The organism is Agromyces binzhouensis, assembly GCF_004135055.1.
GTDB classification, from domain to species: Bacteria; Actinomycetota; Actinomycetes; order Actinomycetales; family Microbacteriaceae; genus Agromyces; species Agromyces binzhouensis.
Genome location: NZ_SDPL01000005.1, coordinates 1 through 20930, shown reverse-complemented (window position 1 = coordinate 20930; position 20930 = coordinate 1). Strand labels below are relative to the sequence as shown.

21 protein-coding genes are annotated in these 20930 nt (G+C 70.3%); 7 read left to right on the top strand and 14 right to left on the bottom strand.

Going from position 1 to position 20930, the window contains the following annotated elements:
* Window positions 1-18 precede the first annotated feature (18 nt).
* The 6 genes from ESO86_RS00980 to sufB form a co-directional block, all read right to left on the bottom strand.
* The gene (locus tag ESO86_RS00980) at window positions 19-840 is read right to left on the bottom strand and encodes a methyltransferase domain-containing protein (RefSeq protein ID WP_129233034.1); all 822 of its coding nucleotides are present in this window, start codon (window positions 838-840) and stop codon (window positions 19-21) included.
* An 88-nt stretch (window positions 841-928) separates the two neighbouring features.
* Window positions 929-1258, bottom strand: coding sequence for a metal-sulfur cluster assembly factor (locus ESO86_RS00975; protein WP_129233033.1), 330 nt, complete (start codon window positions 1256-1258; stop codon window positions 929-931).
* A 19-nt stretch (window positions 1259-1277) separates the two neighbouring features.
* The gene (gene sufC / locus ESO86_RS00970) at window positions 1278-2045 is read right to left on the bottom strand and encodes a Fe-S cluster assembly ATPase SufC (protein ID WP_129233032.1); all 768 of its coding nucleotides are present in this window, start codon (window positions 2043-2045) and stop codon (window positions 1278-1280) included.
* 58 nt (window positions 2046-2103) lie between these two features.
* A complete protein-coding gene (locus ESO86_RS00965; protein ID WP_129233031.1) occupies window positions 2104-2430 on the bottom strand; it encodes a non-heme iron oxygenase ferredoxin subunit in 327 nt (108 codons plus the stop codon).
* 1 nt (window position 2431) lies between these two features.
* On the bottom strand, window positions 2432-3601 hold the full coding sequence (gene sufD / locus ESO86_RS00960; RefSeq protein WP_422836463.1) for a Fe-S cluster assembly protein SufD: 1170 nt from the start codon (window positions 3599-3601) through the stop codon (window positions 2432-2434).
* 15 nt (window positions 3602-3616) lie between these two features.
* Window positions 3617-5035: a Fe-S cluster assembly protein SufB gene (gene sufB, locus ESO86_RS00955; protein WP_129233029.1), complete on the bottom strand. Its 1419-nt coding sequence runs from the start codon at window positions 5033-5035 to the stop codon at window positions 3617-3619.
* A gap of 246 nt (window positions 5036-5281) precedes the next feature.
* On the opposite strand from sufB, the gene ESO86_RS00950 reads away from it, so the two are divergent.
* Window positions 5282-6220 carry a COX15/CtaA family protein gene (locus ESO86_RS00950; RefSeq protein WP_242492136.1) on the top strand — a complete coding sequence of 313 codons (939 nt, stop codon included), beginning with the start codon at window positions 5282-5284 and terminating at the stop codon, window positions 6218-6220.
* A gap of 124 nt (window positions 6221-6344) precedes the next feature.
* On the opposite strand, the gene ESO86_RS00945 is transcribed toward ESO86_RS00950, so the two are convergent.
* The gene (locus ESO86_RS00945; protein ID WP_129233027.1) at window positions 6345-7265 is read right to left on the bottom strand and encodes a heme o synthase; all 921 of its coding nucleotides are present in this window, start codon (window positions 7263-7265) and stop codon (window positions 6345-6347) included.
* Between the two features lie 283 nt (window positions 7266-7548).
* On the opposite strand from ESO86_RS00945, the gene tkt reads away from it, so the two are divergent.
* Genes tkt through pgl form a run of 6 tightly spaced genes read left to right on the top strand, consistent with a single transcriptional unit; the run spans window position 7549 to window position 15663 of the window.
* Window positions 7549-9645: a transketolase gene (tkt, locus tag ESO86_RS00940; RefSeq protein ID WP_129233026.1), complete on the top strand. Its 2097-nt coding sequence runs from the start codon at window positions 7549-7551 to the stop codon at window positions 9643-9645.
* A gap of 23 nt (window positions 9646-9668) precedes the next feature.
* The gene (tal, locus tag ESO86_RS00935) at window positions 9669-10778 is read left to right on the top strand and encodes a transaldolase (protein ID WP_129233025.1); all 1110 of its coding nucleotides are present in this window, start codon (window positions 9669-9671) and stop codon (window positions 10776-10778) included.
* Complete coding sequence (locus ESO86_RS00930; protein WP_129233024.1) at window positions 10775-12379, top strand: glucose-6-phosphate isomerase; 1605 nt, start codon at window positions 10775-10777, stop codon at window positions 12377-12379. The genes tal and ESO86_RS00930 overlap by 4 nt, the downstream gene beginning before the upstream one ends.
* Before the next feature lie 13 nt (window positions 12380-12392).
* Complete coding sequence (gene zwf, locus ESO86_RS00925; RefSeq protein WP_129233023.1) at window positions 12393-13934, top strand: glucose-6-phosphate dehydrogenase; 1542 nt, start codon at window positions 12393-12395, stop codon at window positions 13932-13934.
* Window positions 13931-14896, top strand: coding sequence for a glucose-6-phosphate dehydrogenase assembly protein OpcA (locus tag ESO86_RS00920; RefSeq protein ID WP_129233022.1), 966 nt, complete (start codon window positions 13931-13933; stop codon window positions 14894-14896). Before zwf ends, ESO86_RS00920 begins: the two co-directional genes overlap by 4 nt.
* Entirely contained in the window at window positions 14893-15663 is a 771-nt protein-coding gene (gene pgl, locus ESO86_RS00915) for a 6-phosphogluconolactonase (protein ID WP_129233021.1), read from the top strand. Before ESO86_RS00920 ends, pgl begins: the two co-directional genes overlap by 4 nt.
* A gap of 84 nt (window positions 15664-15747) precedes the next feature.
* Here the strand turns inward: pgl and ESO86_RS00910 are convergent, their stop codons facing one another.
* The 7 genes from ESO86_RS00910 to whiA form a co-directional block, all read right to left on the bottom strand.
* A complete protein-coding gene (locus ESO86_RS00910) occupies window positions 15748-16113 on the bottom strand; it encodes an RNA polymerase-binding protein RbpA (protein ID WP_129233020.1) in 366 nt (121 codons plus the stop codon).
* Between the two features lie 10 nt (window positions 16114-16123).
* Complete coding sequence (gene secG, locus ESO86_RS00905) at window positions 16124-16375, bottom strand: preprotein translocase subunit SecG (protein WP_129233019.1); 252 nt, start codon at window positions 16373-16375, stop codon at window positions 16124-16126.
* 124 nt (window positions 16376-16499) lie between these two features.
* Window positions 16500-17288 carry a triose-phosphate isomerase gene (gene tpiA, locus ESO86_RS00900; protein WP_129233018.1) on the bottom strand — a complete coding sequence of 263 codons (789 nt, stop codon included), beginning with the start codon at window positions 17286-17288 and terminating at the stop codon, window positions 16500-16502.
* Window positions 17279-18493: a phosphoglycerate kinase gene (locus ESO86_RS00895; RefSeq protein ID WP_129233017.1), complete on the bottom strand. Its 1215-nt coding sequence runs from the start codon at window positions 18491-18493 to the stop codon at window positions 17279-17281. Before ESO86_RS00895 ends, tpiA begins: the two co-directional genes overlap by 10 nt.
* A gap of 11 nt (window positions 18494-18504) precedes the next feature.
* The gene (gene gap / locus ESO86_RS00890; RefSeq protein ID WP_129233016.1) at window positions 18505-19509 is read right to left on the bottom strand and encodes a type I glyceraldehyde-3-phosphate dehydrogenase; all 1005 of its coding nucleotides are present in this window, start codon (window positions 19507-19509) and stop codon (window positions 18505-18507) included.
* 95 nt (window positions 19510-19604) lie between these two features.
* Window positions 19605-20231, bottom strand: a complete 627-nt coding sequence (locus tag ESO86_RS00885; RefSeq protein ID WP_129233015.1) for a superoxide dismutase — start codon at window positions 20229-20231, stop codon at window positions 19605-19607.
* A gap of 127 nt (window positions 20232-20358) precedes the next feature.
* The coding region (gene whiA, locus ESO86_RS00880; protein ID WP_129233014.1) for a DNA-binding protein WhiA at window positions 20359-20930 on the bottom strand (572 nt) is incomplete at its 5' end.

Here is a 20930-nt window from a genome sequence, read left to right as displayed (position 1 = left end):
GCGGGTTCCGGCCCGTCCTCACGCGCGCGCGAGGACCTCGCCGTGCGGCATGAGGAACCACCCGTCGGGATCCGCAGCCCAGCGGCTCCAGGCCGAGGAGATCGCCTCGAGTTCCGCGCGGGACGCGTGCCCGGATTCGATCGCGTGCGCCGCGAAGGTGGAGTGCAGCGCGCGCTGCGCCCAGTTGCCGCCCCACCACTCGCGGTCGCGATCCGACGAGAACACCCACACGGAGCCGCTCGACTCGACCTCCGCGAACCCTGCCGCGCGCGCCCAGCGGGTGAGGTGGCGCCCGGCATTGCCGTCGCCGCCGTTCCACGCGCAGATGAGCTCGTTGAGCTCGCGCCAGCGCGCGAGCTCGGGCGACTCCGGGCTCCAGATCACGCCGCCGTAGTCCACGTCGCGTGCGGCCAGCAGGCCGCCCGGCCGCAGCACGCGGCGGAACTCGCGCAGGGCATCGACGGGACGTGCCAGGTGCTGCAGCACCTGGTGCGCGTGGACGACGTCGAACACGCCGTCCGGGAAGTCGAGGTGGTAGGCGTCCCCGGTGCGGAACTCCGCGTTGTGAACCCCCTCGCTCTGGGCGAGTCCCTGCGCGCGTGCGACGACCTCGGCGGATGCGTCGACGCCGACGGCTCGTCCGGGTCGGACCCGGCGGGCGAGGTCGAGCGTGATCGTGCCTGGGCCGCTCCCGATGTCGAGGACCCGCATCCCCTCCCGGAGGTGCGGCGCGAGGTACGCCGCGGAGTTCTCGACCGTGCGCCACTCGTGCACTCGGAGGACGCTCTCGTGGTGGCCGTGCGTGTACGCGTCGCGGGCGGACGCGGCCGTTCCCTGCATGCCCCGAGCCTATTCCCCGACGGGGCCGGACACGCCGGGGAAGCCACGAGGGAGGCCCCTTCCGGGACCTCCCTCGACGAGGTTCGGTTCAGATCGCGAAGCCGAGCGCGCGCATCATGTCGCGTCCGTCGTCCGTGATCCGCTCGGGCCCCCACGGCGGCATCCACACCCAGTTGATGCGGAACCGCTCGACGGTGCCGTCGAGCGCCTCGGCGGTCTGCTCCTCGATGACGTCGGTGAGCGGGCAGCCGGCGCTCGTCAGGGTCATGTTGACGACGAGTGCGTCGTTCTCGTCGTCCCAGTTCAGGTCGTAGATGAGGCCCAGATCGACGATGTTGACGCCGAGCTCGGGGTCGACGACGTCCTTCAGCGCCTCGCTGATCTGGTCGTAGCGCTCGGGTGCGAGTGAGGTGACCATGCGTCCAGCCTACGCCCGATTACTGCGTCGCCGACTCGGCGACGTGGTAGCGGTCGTAGCCCTCTTCCTCGAGCCGGTCGGCGAGCTCGGGACCGCCCTGCTCGGCGATCCGGCCGGCGACGAAGACGTGCACGAAGTCGGGCGTGATGTAGCGGAGGATGCGCGTGTAGTGCGTGATGAGCAGGATGCCCAGGCCGGTGTTCGCGTGGGCGCGGTTCACGCCCTCGGAGACGACCTTGAGCGCGTCGACGTCGAGGCCCGAGTCGGTCTCGTCGAGCACCGCGAACTTCGGCTTCAGCAGCTCGAGCTGGAGGATCTCGTTGCGCTTCTTCTCGCCGCCCGAGAACCCCTCGTTGACGTTGCGCTCGGCGAAGGCCGAGTCCATCTTGAGGTTCGACATCGCGCCGCGGACGTCCTTCAGCCACGTGCGGATCGACGGCGCCTCGCCGTCGATCGCGGTCTTCGCGGTGCGGAGGAAGTTCGTGACCGTGACGCCCGGGATCTCGACCGGGTACTGCATCGCCAGGAACATTCCGGCACGGGCGCGCTCGTCGACGGACATCTCGAGCACGTTCTCGCCGTCGAGCAGGATCTCGCCCTGGACGACGGTGTACTTGGGGTGGCCGGCGATCGTGTAGGCGAGCGTCGACTTGCCGGAGCCGTTCGGCCCCATGATCGCGTGGATCTCGCCCTCGCGGATGGTCAGGTCGACGCCGCGGAGGATCTCGCGGGTGCCCTGGTCGGTCTCGACGTTGACGTGCAGGTTCTTGATCTCGAGCACGGACATGGTGATTCGGTGTCTCTTTCGGTTCGTGTCCGGCCGCGAGGGCCGGGAGGCAGGTGGGTCAGACGGCGAGCTTCACCGCGGGGTCGATGAACACGCCCCCGTCGGTGATCTCGACCTGGTAGACGGGGACGGGCTCGTACGCCGGCAGCGTGAGCGGCTTGCCCGTGAGGAGGGAGAACTTCGAGCCGTGGGCCCAGCACTCGAGCGTGTCGTCCTCGACGAACCCCTCGGAGAGCGAGATGTCGCCGTGAGTGCAGGTGTCGCCGATGGCGAAGATGGCGCCGGCCGAGTCCTTGACGACCGCGATGGGGACGCCGTCGACCACGAACTTCTGCGCCTCATTGACGGCGAGGTCGTCGACCCCGCACACGCGAGTGGATGCCACGTCAGCTCCCCTGGAGTTCCGCTTCGAGCGCCCGGATGAGACGCTCCTCGAGTTCGGCGTCGCCGATCTGCTGGACGACCTCGTTGAGGAACCCGCGGACGACCAGACGGCGCGCCTCCTCCTCGGGGATTCCTCGCGCCTGCAGGTAGAACAGCTGCTCGTCGTCGAACCGGCCGGTCGCCGACGCGTGGCCGGCGCCCTCGATGTCGCCGGTCTCGATCTCGAGGTTCGGGACCGAGTCCGCGCGCGTGCCGTCCGTCAGGACGAGGTTGCGGTTCTGCTCGTAGCTGTCGGTGCCGGTCGCGGCATTGCCGATGAGCACGTCGCCGATCCAGACGCTGCGCGCGCCCTCGCCCTGCAGCGCGCCCTTGTACGTCACGCGCGAACGGGTGTGCGGTGCATCGTGGTGCACGAACACCTGCTGCTCGAGGTGCTGGCCGGCGTCGGAGAAGTAGAGCCCGAGCGCCTCGACGTCGGAACCCTGCTCGGCGAGGTGCGTCGACGGGTTCACGCGCACGACCTTGCCGCCGAGCGAGACGACGATGTGCTTGAGCCTGGCATCACGGCCGATGCGCGCGAAGTGGCTCGCGAGGTGGACCGACTCGTCGCTCCACTCCTGCAGCGAGACGACCTCGAGGTTCGCCCCCTCGCCGACGACGATCTCGACGTTCTCGGTGAGCCGTGCGTCGCCGATGCCGCGCAGCACGACCAGCCCGCGGCTGAACGGCGCTGCCTCGATCACGGTGTGGGCGGCGCGCGGGCTCGTGCCGAGGTCGGAGCGGGTGACGGTGACGGTCTTCGCCTCCTCGCCCGAGACCTCGACGAGGAGCGCCTCGTCGAAGCTCGACCAGGCGTTGGCCGACGCCCGCTCCTCGGGGATGCCCGCGCGCCCGATGCGGGCGTCGTCGCGGGCGATCCAGGAGAGGGCGACGCCTGCGGCATCCGTCGACGTCACCTCGAGGCGCGAGCCGTCGAGGTCGCCGGAGATCAGGTCGGCGAAGGTCGCCACCGGCGAGTACTTCCACTCGTGCTCGCGGCCCGTGACGGGGGCGAAGTCGGCGACCTCGGTGGAGCGGAAGCGCTCCGACCGGGTCTGGACCGGCACGACCGGACCGTCGGAGTGGGCGCGGAAACCGTGCTGCTCTGGGGTGGGCATGGCGGTGCTCTGCATCGCGGTGCTCATCTGTTAGCCGACCGATCCTTCCATGCCCATCTCGATGAGCTTGTTGAGTTCCATCGCGTACTCCATGGGCAGCTCGCGCGCGATCGGCTCGATGAAGCCGCGCACGATCATGGCCATCGCCTCGTCCTCGGGGAGGCCGCGCGACATGAGGTAGAAGAGCTGCTCCTCGCTGACCTTCGAGACCGTGGCCTCGTGGCCGAGCTGCACGTCGTCGACGCGGATGTCGATCGCCGGGTAGGTGTCGGAACGCGAGATGGTGTCGACGAGCAGGGCGTCGCAGCGCACGGTGTTCGCCGAGTGGTGCGCGTTGGCATCCACCCGCACCTCGCCGCGGTAGCCCGCGCGCCCTCCGCCGCGCGCGATCGACTTGGAGACGATCGACGACTGCGTGTACGGCGCCATGTGGATCATCTTCGCGCCGGCGTCCTGGTGCTGGCCCGGGCCCGCGAACGCGACCGACAGGGTCTCGCCCTTGGCGTGCTCGCCCATGAGGAAGATCGACGGGTACTTCATCGTGACCTTCGAGCCGATGTTTCCGTCGACCCACTCCATGGTGGCGCCCTCGTGCGCGACGGCGCGCTTGGTCACGAGGTTGTAGACGTTGTTCGACCAGTTCTGGATCGTCGTGTACCGCACGCGGGCGTTCTTCTTCACGATGATCTCGACGACCGCCGAGTGCAGCGAGTCGGACTTGTAGATCGGGGCGGTGCAGCCCTCGATGTAGTGGACGTAGCTGTCCTCGTCGGCGATGATCAGGGTCCGCTCGAACTGGCCCATGTTCTCGGTGTTGATCCGGAAGTAGGCCTGCAGCGGGATCTCGACGTGCACGCCCTTCGGGACGTAGACGAACGACCCGCCGGACCAGACCGCGGTGTTCAGCGCAGCGAACTTGTTGTCGCCCGCCGGGATGACGGTGCCGAAGTACTCCTGGAAGATCTCCGGGTGCTCGCGCAGCGCCGTATCGGTGTCGAGGAAGATGACGCCCTGCTCCTCCAGGTCCTCGCGGATCTGGTGGTAGACGACCTCCGACTCGTACTGCGCGGCGACGCCCGCGACGAGGCGCTGGCGCTCGGCCTCGGGGATGCCGAGGCGCTCGTAGGTGTTGCGGATGTCCTCGGGCAGGTCCTCCCAGGTCTGGGCCTGCTTCTCGGTGGACCGGACGAAGTACTTGATGTTGTCGAAGTCGATGTCCGACAGGTCGGCGCCCCAGGACGGCATCGGCTTGCGGTCGAACAGCTGCAGCCCGCGCATGCGACGCTGGAGCATCCACTCGGGTTCGTCCTTCAGGCGCGAGATGTCGGCCACCACTTCGGGCGCCAGGCCGCGGCGAGCGGATGCGCCGGCGACGTCGGAGTCGGACCAGCCGAACTCGTACGTGCCGAGCCCCTCCAACTCGGGGCGGTCGATGAGTACGTCCGTCATGCTCTCCCTCTTCTCCTCCCGCGCACCGGCTATCAGTCCGGCCCACCCCCGGCCTTCCGGTCGAGGTGCCGGTTCGGTCGTGGGGTGATGTGCGGGTGGCTTCGTCGCGAACCTACAATGGTGATGCGCCGCGCCGCACTCGCGCGCGGAACCGCGTCAACCAACCAAGTCTATAGGGTCGAAGGTCCCGGAGTCCCGACTCCCAGAACCCTCACACTCCGACCCGGATCAGGAACTCGACGAGCCGTGAACCGCGTCATCGCCTGGCTGCCCGACCGCATCGACCGCCGCGTGCGCGTCGCCGCGTGGCTGTCGTTCCTCGCCCAGACGATCATCATCGCCACGGGCGGTGCGGTCCGCCTCACCGGGTCCGGGCTGGGCTGCCCGACCTGGCCGATGTGCACGGCCGACTCGCTCGTCACGACGCCCGAGATGGGCATCCACGGCGTGATCGAGTTCGGCAACCGACTCATGACCGGCGTCGTCGGCATCGTCGCGTTGCTCGTGCTGCTCTCGATCTGGCGCCTGCGGCGCGAGCGCCGCGACCTCTGGCGGCTCGCGGTGATCGTGCTCCTCGGCATCATCGCGCAGGCCGTCGTGGGCGGCGTCACCGTGTGGACCGGCCTCAACCCCTTCATCGTCGGATTCCACTACGTCGCCTCGCTCGTGCTCGTCTGCGTGACGGCCGCCTACCTGGTCCGCCTCGACGCGACGCCCGGCGCCCGCGAACTCGCCGCGCCGCGCTGGTTCGCCACCCTCACGCACGCGACGACCGCGGTGCTCGCGATCTCGATCGTCTTCGGCGTGCTCACCACGGCCTCCGGTCCGCACTCCGGCGACGCCGACGCCGGGCGCACCGGCTTCAACGCCGAGCTCCTCGAGCACGTGCACGCGTGGCCCGGCTACGCCCTCTTCGCCCTGACGGTCGTCCTCGCGACCGCCGCGTGGCGCCTGCGGCTCCAGGTCGCCCGATGGATGGTGGCGCTGCTCGCGATCGAACTCGTCCAGATCGCCGTGGGCCTCTACCAGGCGCGGAACGGCCTCCCGCCGCTCGCCGTCGGCGTCCACATGGTCCTCGCAGCGCTCATGGCCGCGGCGATGACCGTCGTGGTGCTGAAGCTCAAGCGCCCGGTGGCGACGGATGCCTCTGCCGACGACGCACCCGTGGCGGCATCCGCTCGCTGACGCAGCCGTCGTCGCGAGCCCGTGGGCTCACGCCGATACCGCGGGTGCTCAGGGTCGCTCGATCATCAGCGGCCCCGGGATCAGCAGGCCCGTGATGCGGACCGCGTCCTCGGGCGCCTGCGGCCTAGAAGGGCAGCAGCGGGTCGACGCCCACCGCGAGGAACAGCAGCGACAGGTAGACGATCGAGCCGTGGAAGACCCGCATCGGCGAGACCTCCTGGCCGCGGATCGCGAGGCTGTAGAGACGGTGGCACTCGGCGACGAACCAGATGCCGGACACGAGTGCGACGCTCGAGTAGAGCAGGCCCATGCCCGCGATGGGGATGAGCAGGAGCGAGGCCGCGACCGTCGCGTACGCGTAGAGGATGACCTGCAGGCCCACCTGCGCGCGGCCGCGCACGACGGCGAGCATCGGGACGCCGGCGGCCTGGTAGTCGTCCTTGTACTTCATCGACAGCGGCCAGTAGTGCGGCGGGGTCCAGAGGAAGATGATGAGGAAGAGGATGAACGGCGCCCAGGTGAGGCTCTCGGTCACCGCAGCCCAGCCGATCAGCACGGGCATGCAGCCGGCCACGCCGCCCCAGACGATGTTCTGCGCCGTGCGCCGCTTCAGGATCAGGCTGTAGAAGACGACGTAGAGCAGGATCGCGGCGAGCGACAGCAGCGCGGCGAGCCAGTTGGCGAAGACCCAGAGCCAGGCGATGGATGCCGCGCCGAGCGCGTACGCGAAGACCAGCGCCTCGCGGTCGGTGAGTTCGCCGGTGACGAGCGGCCGACCCTTGGTGCGCTTCATGACGCGGTCGATGTCGCGGTCGATGTAGCAGTTGAAGGCGCCCGCGGAGCCGGCGCTCATCGCGCCGCCGATGAGCGTCGCGAGCAGGAGCCAGACGTCGGGCAGGCCGTTCGAGGCGAGGATCATGGTCGGCGCGGTCACCACGAGCAGGAGCTCGATCACGCGAGGCTTGGTGAGTGCGACGTATGCAGCGACCTTGCGTCGCACGTTCGTCGTCCGTCGAGCGTCACGGATGGTCGGCGCGGCCTGCATTGATTCCTCTTCCGGCGCGCGCAGACGAGTCAGGGCGCGCAGCCCGTTCGATTCTAGGCCATCCGATCGTCGCCGGACGGACGCGTCAAGCCCCGTCATAGAGTGAGGGCGACTCCATATACTGAACCCAGCGCGCCCGGTGGCGCGGATTCGACGTGCAACTCCACCTGACGCATGACCGGATCGGTCCCGGGCTCCACCGCGCCGTCGCGTTTCCCGGCGGGTCCGGGAGCCGAATGGAGAGGCTCCCCGACTCCGTCACGACCGGAAGGAACCCCAACCCGTGGCAACTCTGCACTGGGACCCCATCGACGATCGCGCGGTCGACACGGCGCGCGTGCTCGCCGCCGACGCCGTGGAGAAGGTCGGCAACGGCCACCCCGGCACGGCGATGAGCCTCGCCCCCGTCGCGTACCTGCTCTTCCAGAAGGTGATGCGCCGTGACCCGGCCGACCACGACTGGCTCGGGCGGGACCGCTTCATCCTCTCGGCGGGCCACAGCTCGCTGACGCAGTACGTCCAGCTCTACCTCGCCGGCGACGGCCTCGAGCTGTCCGACCTCGAGGCGCTGCGCACCTGGGGCTCGAAGACGCCCGGCCACCCCGAGTACGGCCACACGGCCGGCGTCGAGATCACGACCGGCCCGCTCGGCCAGGGCCTGGCGAGCGCCGTCGGCTTCGCCTACGCCTCGCGCTACGAGCGCGGCCTGTTCGACCCGGAGGCGCCCGCCGGCGAGAGCCCGTTCGACCACCACGTGTACGTGATCGCCTCCGACGGCGACCTCGAGGAGGGCGTGACGAGCGAGGCCTCCTCGCTCGCGGGCCACCAGCAGCTCGGCAACCTCGTCGTCATCTACGACTCGAACCAGATCTCGATCGAGGACGACACCGACATCGCGTTCACCGAGGACGTCGCCAAGCGGTACGAGGCCTACGGATGGCACGTGCAGACGGTCGACTGGAAGAAGTCCGGCGACTACGTCGAGGACGTCGCAGAGCTGAACGACGCCATCGAGGCCGCCAAGGCGGAGACCGCCCGGCCGTCGATCATCGTGCTGAAGACGATCATCGGGTGGCCTGCGCCCAAGAAGCAGAACACCGGCAAGATCCACGGCTCGGCGCTCGGCGCGGAGGAGCTCGCCGCGACGAAGGAGGTGCTCGGCTTCGACCCCGCGCAGAACTTCGTCGTGGCCGACGAGGTCCTCGAGCGCACTCGCGGCAACGCCCGCGACCGCGCCGCCGACGCCAAGGAGGCCTGGCAGGCGTCGTTCGACGCGTGGGCCTCCTCGAACCCGGAGCGCAAGGCGCTGCTCGACCGACTCGAGGCCGGTGAGCTGCCCGAGGGGCTCGAGGCCGCCCTCCCGGTGTTCGAGCCCGGCACGGACGTCTCGACGCGTGCCGCATCGGGCAAGGCGATCAACGCGCTCGCCGCCCACCTCCCCGAGCTCTGGGGCGGATCCGCCGACCTCGCGGAGTCGAACCTGACCACGATCAACGGCGCACCGTCGTTCATCCCGGCCGAGCACTCGACGCACGAGTTCCCCGGCAACCGCTACGGCCGCGTGCTCCACTTCGGCATCCGCGAGCACGCCATGGGCGCCATCCTGAACGGCATCGTCCTGCACGGGCCGACGCGCGCCTTCGGCGGCACGTTCCTCATCTTCAGCGACTACATGCGCCCGGCCGTCCGTCTCGCCGCGCTCATGCAGATCCCGTCGATCTTCGTCTGGACGCACGATTCGGTCGCCCTCGGCGAGGACGGCCCGACGCACCAGCCGATCGAGCAGCTGAGCGCGCTGCGCGCGATCCCGCACCTCTCCGTCGTCCGGCCGGCCGATGCGAACGAGACCGCCTGGGCATGGCTCGAGGTCCTCAAGCGCCGCGGCGGCCCCGCGGGCATCGCGCTGACCCGCCAGAACGTGCCCGTGTTCGAGCGCGGCGAGGGCGAGGCATCCGGCGACACGCTCGCTGCGGCCTCGAACGTGGCGAAGGGCGCGTACGTCCTCGCCGAAGCGGCATCGGGCACGCCCGACGTGATCCTCATCGCCACCGGCTCCGAGGTCCAGGTCGCGCTCGCCGCCCGAGACCAGCTCGCCGCCGACGGCGTGGCCGCCCGGGTGGTGTCCGCGCCGAGCCTCGAGTGGTTCGAGGAGCAGTCCGCCGAGTACCGCGAGTCGGTGCTGCCATCGTCCGTGACCGCGCGAGTCAGCGTCGAGGCCGGGCTCGCCCTCAGCTGGTACCGCTACCTCGGCACGCGCGGCCGCGCCGTGTCCATCGAGCACTTCGGCGCCTCCGCCGACTACAAGACCCTGTTCCGCGAGTTCGGCATCACGCCTGAGCACGTCGTGGCCGCCGCGAAGGAATCGCTCGCGTCGAGCTGACCGAGCACGAAGGAGACATCATCATGAGCACCACCCCCACCGCCGCCCTCTCGCAGGCCGGCGTCAGCATCTGGCTCGACGACCTCTCGCGCGAGCGGATCACCTCGGGCGGCCTCGAGCGGCTCATCGCCGAGCGCGACGTCGTCGGCGTCACCACGAACCCGACGATCTTCGCCGGCGCCCTCGCCAAGGGCGACGCCTACCGCGACCAGGTCGCCGCGCTCGCCGCCGACGGTGCCGACGTCGACCGCGCCGTCTTCGAGATCACCACCGACGACGTGCGCGACGCCGCCGACCACTTCCGTCCGATCTACGACCGCACCGACGGCTACGACGGCCGCGTCTCGATCGAGGTCTCCCCCGACCTGGCGAACGAGACCGACGCGACCATCTCCGAGGCGCACCGCCTCTGGGACAAGGTCGACCGTCCCAACGTCATGATCAAGATCCCCGCCACGAAGGCGGGCCTGCCCGCGATCACTGCGGCGATCGGCGCGGGCATCAGCGTCAACGTGACGCTGATCTTCAGCCTCGACCGGTACCGCGAGGTCATCGACGCCTACCTGACCGGCCTCGAGCAGGCGAAGGCGGCCGGCATCGACCTGTCGACGATCCACTCCGTCGCCTCGTTCTTCGTCTCCCGCGTCGACACCGAGATCGACAAGCGCCTCGAGGCGATCGGCTCGCCCGAGGCGATCGCGCTCAAGAGCCGGGCCGGCGTGGCCAACGCCCGGCTCGCGTACGAGCTCTACCTCCAGCAGTTCGGCGCGCCGCGCGCGGTCGCGCTCCTCGACGCCGGCGCCAACCGGCAGCGCCCGCTGTGGGCCTCCACCGGCGTCAAGGACCCCGCGCTGCCGGACACGCTCTACGTGACCGAGCTCGTCGCCCACGGCGTCGTGAACACCATGCCCGAGAAGACCCTCGAGGCGACCTTCGACCACGGCGTCATCGAGGGCGACACGGTCACCGGCGCGTTCGCGGAGGCGGGGCGCGTGCTCGACGCACTCGCCGGCGTGGGCGTCGACTACGACGACGTCACGGAGGTCCTCGAGCGCGAGGGCGTCGACAAGTTCATCGTGTCCTGGAACGAGCTCCTCGACACCGTGCGGACCGCCCTGGAGGCGGCTCGGTGAATGTCCGGATCTCCGTGAGCGGCCCGGCGGCCGACGCGGTGCGCCGCATCGTGCCGCAGCTCGTGGCCGATCGGGTGGCGACGGGCATCACCTCGCTCGACTCGAGCCTGTGGGGGCCCGCCGCCGAGGAGGAGGCCGCGAAGCGGCTCGGCTGGACCGAGGCGATCGCGGTGTCCCGGCCGCTCCTGCCCGAGATCGCCGCACTCCGCGACGAGCTCCGCGCGCGCGGGATCGACCATGTGGTGCTCGCGGGCATGGGAGGCTCCTCCCTGGCTCCCGAGGTCATCGCGCGCACGGGCGGCGCCGACCTCACGGTCCTCGATTCGACCGAACCCGGCCAGGTGCGTGCGGCGATCGCCGACCGGCTCCAGCGGACGGTGCTCGTCGTCGCGTCGAAGTCCGGATCCACCGTCGAGACCGATTCGCAGCGCCGGGCCTACGAGCAGGCGTTCCTCGACGCCGGCATCGACCCCGCGACGCGCATCGTCGTGGTCACGGACCCGGATTCGCCGCTCGAGGAGTCCGCTCGGGCGGCGGGCTACCGGGTCTTCACGGCGGACCCGACGGTCGGAGGACGCTACTCGGCGCTCACCGCGTTCGGCCTCGTGCCGACGGGCCTCGCCGGCGCGGACCTCGCGGAGCTCCTCGCCGAGGCGGAGGCGATCGAACTCGCCCTCGCGATCGACTCCGAGGAGAACCCCGGCCTCGTCCTCGGCGCCGCGATCGCCGGCACCGAACCGCGCAGGGACAAGCTCGCGATCGTCGCCGACGGAACCCACATCGTCGGCTTCGCCGACTGGGCCGAGCAGCTCATCGCCGAGTCGACGGGCAAGGAGGGCACGGGCATCCTGCCCGTCGTCCTGGGCCCGGATGCCCCGGAACTCGCGTCGCGTCCGTCCGACCTTCAGGTCGTGCGCCTCGTCGACGACGCGGGCACCGAGCGCTTCGTGGAGGACACCGACGGGGAGATCCGCGTCTCGGGCACGCTCGGCGCGCAGCTGCTCGCCTGGGAGTACGCGACGGCGGTCGCCGGGCGGCTCCTCGGCATCAACCCGTTCGACCAGCCCGACGTGGAGTCGGCGAAGGTCGCCGCGCGCGGCCTCCTGGAGGCGCGGCCGGAGTCCGATCCGGCCGCGTTCGTCAGCGGGACGATCGAGGTCCGCGGCACGCCCGACGTGATCGGTGCGGCCAGCGACCTGGTCTCCGCGGTCGAGGTGCTCCTCGAGGAGATCCCGGCCGATGGGTACCTCGCCGTCCAGGCCTACGTCGACCGCGTGGCGCACCCCGAGTTCGGCGAGCTCCGCGACCTGCTCGCCGAGCGCAGCGGCCGCCCGGTCACGTTCGGCTGGGGGCCGCGGTTCCTGCACTCCACCGGCCAGTACCACAAGGGCGGACCCGCGCACGGGGCGTTCCTGCAGCTCGTGCAGCGCCCGACCGAGGACCTCCCGATCCCCGGTCGGCCGTTCACGTTCGGCGACCTCATCGCCGCCCAGGCCTCCGGCGACGCATCCGTCCTCGCCGAGCACGGCCGGCCGGTCCTCACACTGACCCTGTCCGATCCGAGCGCCGACCTGCGGTCGCTGCGCGCGGCCATCGACTGATCCAGGAGCACGCATGCATCCGGTCGAGATCACGGCGACGCACAACCCGTTGCGGTCGCCCAAGGACTACCGCCTGAACCGGATCGCCGGTCCGTCGAGCCTCATCATCTTCGGCGTCACCGGCGACCTCTCCCGCAAGAAGCTCATGCCCGCGGTCTACGACCTCGCGAACCGAGGGCTGCTGCCCCCTGGCTTCGCGCTCGTCGGCTTCGCCCGACGCGACTGGGAGGACCAGGACTTCGCCGAGGTCGTGCACGACTCGGTGAAGAAGTACGCCCGCACCGAGTTCCGCGAGGACGTCTGGAAGCAGCTCTCCCGCGGCATCCGCTTCGTCCAGGGCACCTTCGACGACGACGAGGCGTTCGCGCGCCTGCGACGCACCGTCGAGGACCTGGACCGCGAGCGGGGCACCATGGGCAACCACGCGTTCTACCTGTCGATCCCCCCGAAGTCCTTCCCGCAGGTGACCGAGCAGCTCAAGCGCTCCGGCCTGACGGAGCAGAAGGGCGACCAGTGGCGGCGAGTCGTCATCGAGAAGCCGTTCGGGTCCGACCTGAAGACCGCGATCGAACTGAACGACGTCGTCGCGTCGGTCTTCCCACCCGACTCGGTCTTCCGGATCGACCACTACCTCGGCAAGGAGACGGTCCAGAACATCCTCGCGCTGCGGTTCGCCAACCAGCTCTACGAGCCCATCTGGAACGCCAACTTCGTCGACCACGTGCAGATCACGATGGCCGAGGACATCGGCGTCGGCGGCCGTGCCGGGTACTACGACGGGATCGGCGCAGCGCGGGACGTCATCCAGAACCACCTGCTCCAGCTGCTCGCGCTCACCGCGATGGAGGAGCCCATCTCGTTCGACGCGGCCGACCTCCGCGCCGAGAAGGAGAAGATCCTCCGTGCGGTGCGACTGCCGTCGGATCTCGCCGAGGCGACCGCACGCGGACAGTACTCGGGCGGATGGCAGGGCGGCGAGAAGGTCACCGGCTTCCTCGACGAGGACGGGATGAATCCCGAGTCGACCACCGAGACCTACGCGGCGATGAAGCTGCTCATCGGCACGCGCCGGTGGGCCGGCGTCCCGTTCTACCTCCGAGCGGGCAAGCGCCTCGGTCGCCGGGTCACCGAGATCGCGGTCGTCTTCAAGCGCGCGCCCCAGCAGGTGTTCGCCGACAGCCAGACGTCGCAGCTCGGCCAGAACGCGCTGGTGATCCGCGTGCAGCCGGACGAGGGCGTGACCATCCGGTTCGGCTCCAAGGTGCCCGGCGCGGGCATGCAGGTCCGCGACGTGACGATGGACTTCGGCTACGGGCACGCGTTCACGGAAGCCAGCCCCGAGGCGTACGAACGACTCATCCTCGACGTGCTCCTCGGCGACCCGCCCCTCTTCCCCAGGCAGGAGGAGGTCGAACTCTCCTGGAAGATCCTCGACCCGATCGAGGAGTTCTGGGCCACCCAGGGGCGGCCCGAGCAGTACAAGCCCGGTTCGTGGGGCCCGGCCTCGGCCGACGAGCTCCTCGCCCGCGACGGACGCACCTGGAGGCGCCCATGATCTTCGAACTGCCCGACACGACCACGAGCCAGATCTCGAAGACGCTCGTGAAGATCCGCGAGGAGGGCGGCGTCGTCGCCCTGGGCCGCGTCCTCACCCTCGTCATCGCGACCACGCACGGCGCCGAGGAAGAGGCGATCGAGGCGGCGAACGACGCGTCCCGGGAGCATCCGATGCGCGTCATCGTGGTCTCGACCGCAGATCAGGGCGACCCCGCCGTCAGCCGACTGGACGCGGAGATCCGCGTGGGCGGCGACGCGGGGGCGAGCGAGGTCGTCATCCTCCGGGCGAGCGGAGACGCGGCGCAGGACGAGCAGGGTCTCGTGATGGGGCTCCTCCTGCCGGACGCCCCGGTGGTCACCTGGTGGCCGGGCACGGCGCCCGAGGTCCCCGGCGACTCGCCGCTCGGCAGGATCGCCCAGCGACGCATCACCGACGCATCCATGCAACCCGACCCTCAGGCCGCCCTCGACGCGCTGGCTGCGAGCTACCGGCCCGGCGACGCCGACTTCGCGTGGACGAGGCTCACGCTGTGGCGGGCGCAGCTCGCCGCCGTGCTCGACCAGCCGCCGTACGAGTCGGTCACCACGGTGCAGGTGACCGGGTCGATCGACTCCCCGTCGACGACGCTCCTCGCGGCGTGGCTGTCCATGCAGCTCGGCGCATCGACGAACTGCGCGCTGACCGGGCTCGAGCACGGTTCCCACGGCATCCGAGGCGTCTCGCTCGGCCGGGCGACCGGCACGATCGAGCTCGTCAGGGACATGCCCGGCGTCGCCACGCTGCGTCAGCCCGGCCAACCCGTGCACGACGTCGCACTCCCGCGCCGCAGCCTGCGTGACTGCCTCGCCGACGAGCTGCGCCGCCTCGATCCCGACGAACTGTACGGTGAGGTGATCACCCGGGGACTCGGCCTGCTCCCCGACCACAAGACCCCTGCGAGCGAAGGAGCCACCGCATGACGAACGAGCGGCGCGTACTCGTCCACCCCGACAAGGACACCCTCGGCGGGGCGGTCGCCGCTCGCTTCATCACCAAGGTCCTCGACCTGCTCGATGCGCAGGAGACCGTCCACGTCGTGCTCACCGGAGGTTCGATGGGCGGGTCCGTGCTCGAGGCGGTCCGTGCCTCTCCGGCGCACAAGTCCGTCGACTGGCAGCGCGTCCACTTCTGGTGGGGCGACGAGCGATGGGTTCCCGCGGGCGACGACGAGCGCAACGACCGGCAGTCGCGCGTCGCGCTCCTCGACGCGCTGCAGCTGCCCGACGGGCACATCCACCCGTTCCCGGCGTCGGATTCCGGGCTCTCGCTCGACGAGGCGGCCGACGCCTACACGTCGGAGCTCGCCGCATACGGGGCCGAGGGCTACCCGCATCCGGTGTTCGACATCGTGTTCCTCGGCGTCGGACCCGACGGCCACATCGCCTCGCTGTTCCCGCACCGGTCGGGAATCCAGGTCGTGGACCGACCAGTGATCGCCGTCCGCGACTCGCCGAAGCCGCCGCCCGAGCGCCTGAGCCTCACTCGTCCGGTCATCAACGCCGCTCAGCGCGTCTGGCTGGTGCTCGCCGGCGCCGACAAGGCGTCTGCGCTCGGCCTCGCGCTCGCCGGCGCGAGCCGCGATGAGGTGCCCGTCGCCGGCATCAAGGGCCGTCGACGCACCGTCTTCTTCGTCGATCGGGATGCCGCGGCCGAGGTCCCCGACGCGCTCATCGCTCGCGACTACTGAGCCGACGCGACGATCGGTCACCGGCTCGATACGACGAAGGGCCGCCCGACAGGGCGGCCCTTCGTCGTACCCGGGGTCCGGGAATCAGTCGTTCGATGCGCTGCCGCGACGGGCGCGCAGCTGCTGCAGCGCCTCCTCCAGGAGGGCGGCCGCCTCCTCTTCGCTGCGACGCTCCTTCACGTACGCGAGGTGCGTCTTGTACGGCTCGAGCTTCGCCACGGCGGGCGGGTTGTCCTTGTCGCGGCCGGCGGGAAGGCCGGTCGACGGGCTGTCGATGACGTCCGGGATCTCCTCCTCGGGCACGTTGGCCGCGAAGTGCCGCACGGTCTCGTTGCCCTGGGCGTCCCAGTAGCTCACGGCGACGCGCTCGGCGTGGAATCCACGGTCCTGCTCGCCCATCGGACCCGAACCGACCCGCGAACCGCGGATCGCGCTGTTTCCAGAAACCACGTCTCCTCCGTCAGATTCCGGCGTCGAACTTGGTGATGAGTCCGAGCACCACGATGCACGTCACCCAGAGGAGTCCGAGGATGATCGTGATTCGGTTGAGGTTGCGCTCCGCGACCCCGGACGCACCGAGGTTCGAGGTGACGCCGCCGCCGAACATGTCGGACAGTCCGCCGCCGCGGCCCTTGTGCAGCAGGATCAGGAGCGTGAGCAGGATGCTCGTGAGGCCGAGCAGCACCTGCAGGACGACCTGGAGAATCTCCACGGTGAAACCTTTCCGGGCATGACCGGGTATGTCGATGCCGCCTGTCGAGTATAGCCGCAGCGCCGTCCGGCCAACGCGCACGGGCGCGGCCGGACGGCGCTGCGGCGGAGTCGGGGTGTTCGGCTCAGGCCCCGACGTGCTTCTTGAAGCGGACGATGCTCGAGAACTCGTCGAGGTCGAGGCTGGCACCTCCGACGAGCGCGCCGTCGACGTCGGGCTCCCGCATGAACGCCGCGATGTTCGCCGCCTTCACGGAGCCGCCGTAGAGGATGCGCGTCGACGCCGCGCGCTCGGCACCGGCGATCTCGGCGAGCACGCCGCGGAGGGCCGCGGCGACCTGCTGCGCCTGCTCGGGCGTGGCCGCCTGGCCCGACCCGATCGCCCAGACGGGCTCGTAGGCGACGACGAGGCCCTTCGACACGTCGACGCCCTCCAGTGCACCGCGGAGCTGCGCCACGGGCACGGCGCTCGCGCCGTGCTGCTCGAGGTCTTCGGCGGTCTCGCCGACGCACAGCACCGGCACGAGCCCGTGACGGTGCGCGGCGACGACCTTCGCGTTCACGACGTCGTCGGTCTCCGCGTGCATGGTGCGGCGCTCCGAGTGGCCGATGATGACGTACGCGCAGTCGAGCTTCGCCAGGAAGGCGCCCGAGACCTCGCCGGTGTAGGCGCCCGAGTCCTTGGCCGAGAGGTCCTGCGCGCCGTACTTCACGGGCAGGTCGTCGGCCGAGACGAGGGTCTGCACCGACCGGAGGTCGGTGAAGGGCGGGAAGACCGCGACCTCGGCGTCGGCGAAGTCGTGCTTGGCGTCCGAGAGGTTCCACGCGAGCTTCTGCACGAACGCGATCGCCTGCAGGTGATCGAGGTTCATCTTCCAGTTGCCCGCGATGAACGGGGTGCGGGTCACTGCCATCCGAGGACCTCCAGTCCGGGGAGCTTCTTGCCTTCGAGGAATTCCAGGCTCGCGCCGCCGCCCGTCGAGATGTGCCCGAAGGCGGACTCGTCGAACCCGAGCTGGCGGACCGCGGCCGCCGAGTCGCCGCCGCCGACGACGCTGAGGCCGTCGATGCCGGTGAGGGCGGATGCCACGGTGCGCGTGCCCTCGGCGAAGGGAGCGAGCTCGAACACGCCCATGGGGCCGTTCCAGAACACGGTCTTCGCATCGCGGATGCGCTCGGCGAACGCGGCGGCGGTCTCCGGACCGATGTCGAGGCCGAGGCCGGAAGCGCCGAACGGCGTCTCCTCGATCGCGTCGGCCGCGGCGACCTCGTGGTCGGCATCGGCGGAGAACGACGCGGCGACGACGACGTCGGTCGGCAGGACGATGTCGACGCCGCGCTCCGCGGCTGCGGCCAGGTAGCCCTTCACGGTGTCGATCTGGTCGGCCTCCAGGAGGCTCGAACCCACCTTGTGGCCCTGGGCCGCGAGGAAGGTGAACAGCATCCCGCCGCCGATGAGGAGCGCGTCGACCCGCGGAAGGAGGTGCTCGATGACGCCGAGCTTGTCGGAGACCTTCGAACCGCCGAGGACGACCACGTAGGGCCGCTCCGGGTTCTCGGTGAGGCGGTCGAGCACGTCGAGCTCGGCGGCGATGAGCCTGCCCGCCGCGCTCGGGCGGAGCTGCTCGAGCTCGTACACGCTCGCCTGCTTGCGGTGCACGACGCCGAAGCCGTCGGACACGACGGCATCGGCGAACTCGGCGAGCCGACCGGCGAACGCGGTGCGCTCGGCCTCGTTCTTGCTCGTCTCGCCCGGGTTGAACCGGAGGTTCTCGAGCACGAGCACCTCGCCGTCGCCGAGGGCGGCCACCTTCGCCGCGGCATCCTCGCCGACCGTGTCGGTCGCGAACGCGACCGGCGCATCGAGCACTTCGCCGAGGCGGACCGCCACCGGCCCGAGGCTGTACTTCGGGTCGGGCGCGCCCTCGGGGCGGCCCAGGTGGGAGATCACGATCACCTTGGCGCCCTGTTCGACGAGGGCGGCGAGCGTGGGGACCGACGCGCGCACGCGGCCGTCGTCCGTGATGACTCCGTCCTTCAGGGGGACGTTGAGATCGCAGCGGACGACGACACGCGTGCCGGCGAGCGGACCCAGGGAATCGATGGTCCTGAGGGTCACGTCAGCTCGATTCAGAGTCGCTCAGCGACGTACTCGGTCAGGTCGACCAGCCGGTTCGAGTAGCCCCACTCGTTGTCGTACCACGAGGAGAGCTTGACCTGGTCGCCCAGGACCCGCAGCAGGCCGGAGTCGAAGATCGACGAATGCGGGTCGGTGACGATGTCGCTCGACACGATCGGGTCCTCGGTGTACTTGAGGATGCCCTTCATCGGGCCCTCGGCGGCCTTCTTGTAGGCGGCCTTGACCTCGTCGACCGTGACCGGGCGCGACGACGTCACCGTGAGGTCCGTGATCGAGCCGGTGGGCACGGGAACCCGCAGCGCGAAGCCGTCGAGCTTGCCGACGAGCTCGGGCAGCACGAGGCCGATGGCCTTGGCCGCACCGGTCGAGGTCGGGACGATGTTGACGGCGGCGGCGCGTGCGCGGCGGAGGTCCTTGTGCGGGCCGTCCTGCAGGTTCTGGTCGGCCGTGTACGCGTGGACGGTCGTCATCAGGCCGCGCTCGATGCCGAACTCGTCGTTGAAGACCTTCGCGAGCGGTGCGAGGCAGTTCGTGGTGCACGACGCGTTCGAGATGATGTGGTGCGTGTCGGGGTCGTACGAGTCCTCGTTCACGCCCATCACGAACGTGGCGTCCTCGTCGGTCGCGGGCGCCGAGATGAGGACCTTCTTCGCCCCGGCGTCGAGGTGCTTGCGCGCGTCTGCGGCCTTGGTGAAGAAGCCGGTCGACTCGATGACGATGTCGACGCCGAGGTCGCCCCAGGGCAGGTTCGCGGGGTCGCGCTCCGCGAACGCCCTGATCGCCTTGCCGTCGACGATGAGGTTGTCGTCGTCGTACTCGACCGAGACGTCGAGGCGCCCGGTGATCGAGTCGTACTTCAGCAGGTGCGCGAGGGTCTTGTTGTCGGTGAGGTCGTTCACCGCGACGATCTCGAGGTCCGCGCCCTGCGCGAGCGCGGCGCGGAAGTAGTTGCGGCCGATGCGGCCGAAGCCGTTGATGCCGATCTTTACGGACACAGGAATCTCCCCTGTAGGTACGGGCGCGATCGCGCCTTCGAGATGGATCTGACCGGACGGCGGTGTCCCCGGACGGCGCCCGGGGACACCATCCGCTATGACAGTAGCAGCAGGCCTGAGGTCTTCTCAGTGGCGGCCTGCAAGCGCTGCTGGACGTTCTCCCAGCTCACGATGTTCCAGAACGCCTTCACGTAGTCGGCGCGCACGTTCCGGTAGTCGAGGTAGTACGCGTGCTCCCACACGTCCAGCATCAGCAGCGGGACGACGCCCGCCGGGAAGTTCGCCTGCTGGTCGAAGAACTGGACGATGATCAGGCGCTGCCCGATCGAGTCCCAGGCGAGCACTGCCCAGCCCGAGCCCTGCACGCCGAGCGCGGTCGCCGTGAAGTGCGCCTGGAACTTGTCGAACGAGCCGAAGTGGTCGTCGATCGCCGAGGCGAGCTCACCGGTCGGCTTGTCGCCGCCGTCGGGCGACATGTTGGTCCAGAAGATCGAGTGGTTGACGTGGCCGCCGAGGTTGAACGCGAGGTCCTTCTCGAGCTTGTTCACGTTGGCCAGGTTGCCGGAGTCGCGCGCCTCGGCGAGCTGGGCGAGCGCCGTGTTCGCACCGGTCACGTAGGCCTGGTGGTGCTTCGAGTGGTGCAACTCCATGATCGTGCCGCTGATCGACGGCTCGAGCGCCGCGTAATCGTAGGCGAGCTCAGGGAGGGTGTAGTCAGCCATTGCTTCTCCTTGTCAGCAGCCGGGTGAACCGGACGTCTGCCCGGGGACCGCGGCGTTCTCGATCCTATGCCCGTGGTCGGGCCGGATGACGGGGGTTGACGGCGTTCGGGCGCCGATCGGGCGGGGTTCAGACGTCGTCGAGGTCGGGCGGGAGGTTCGCCTCGGTGCCCGGCACGCCGAGTTCGACGGCGCGCTTGTCGGCCATCGCGAGCAGTCGACGGATGCGCCCTGCGACCGCGTCCTTCGTCAGCGGCGGGTCGGCGTGGTGGCCGAGCTCGTCGAGGCTCGCGTCGCGGTGCGCCAGGCGAAGGTCGCCGGCGTACTTCAGGTGGTCGGGGATCTCGTCGCCGAGGATCTCCATGGCCCGCTCGACCCGGGCGCAGGCCGCCACGGCCGCCTGGGCGGAACGCCGGAGGTTCGCGTCGTCGAAGTTCACGAGCCGGTTCGCCGTCGCCCGGACCTCCCGTCGCTGGCGGAGCTCCTCCCAGTTCCGGACCGTCTCCTCGGCGCCCATCAGCGCGAGCATCGCGCTGATCGCCTCGCCGTCGCGGATCACGACCCGGTGCACGCCGCGCACCTCGCGGGCCTTCGCGGAGACGCCGAGCCGCCCGGCCGCGCCCACGAGCGCCATCGCCGTCTCTCCGCCGGGGCAGGTCACCTCGAGCGCTGCGGACCGGCCGGGGTCGGTGAGGCTCCCCC

Coding starts and splice junctions, on each gene's coding strand:
- ESO86_RS00980 (WP_129233034.1), bottom strand. CDS start 840: ATGCAGGGAACGGCCGCGTCCGCCCGCGACGCGTACACGCACGGCCAC.
- ESO86_RS00975 (WP_129233033.1), bottom strand. CDS start 1,258: ATGGTCACCTCACTCGCACCCGAGCGCTACGACCAGATCAGCGAGGCG.
- sufC (WP_129233032.1), bottom strand. CDS start 2,045: ATGTCCGTGCTCGAGATCAAGAACCTGCACGTCAACGTCGAGACCGAC.
- sufD (WP_422836463.1), bottom strand. CDS start 3,601: ATGCAGAGCACCGCCATGCCCACCCCAGAGCAGCACGGTTTCCGCGCC.
- sufB (WP_129233029.1), bottom strand. CDS start 5,035: ATGACGGACGTACTCATCGACCGCCCCGAGTTGGAGGGGCTCGGCACG.
- ESO86_RS00945 (WP_129233027.1), bottom strand. CDS start 7,265: ATGCAGGCCGCGCCGACCATCCGTGACGCTCGACGGACGACGAACGTG.
- tal (WP_129233025.1), top strand. CDS start 9,669: ATGAGCACCACCCCCACCGCCGCCCTCTCGCAGGCCGGCGTCAGCATC.
- zwf (WP_129233023.1), top strand. CDS start 12,393: ATGCATCCGGTCGAGATCACGGCGACGCACAACCCGTTGCGGTCGCCC.
- ESO86_RS00920 (WP_129233022.1), top strand. CDS start 13,931: ATGATCTTCGAACTGCCCGACACGACCACGAGCCAGATCTCGAAGACG.
- pgl (WP_129233021.1), top strand. CDS start 14,893: ATGACGAACGAGCGGCGCGTACTCGTCCACCCCGACAAGGACACCCTC.
- tpiA (WP_129233018.1), bottom strand. CDS start 17,288: ATGGCAGTGACCCGCACCCCGTTCATCGCGGGCAACTGGAAGATGAAC.
- ESO86_RS00885 (WP_129233015.1), bottom strand. CDS start 20,231: ATGGCTGACTACACCCTCCCTGAGCTCGCCTACGATTACGCGGCGCTC.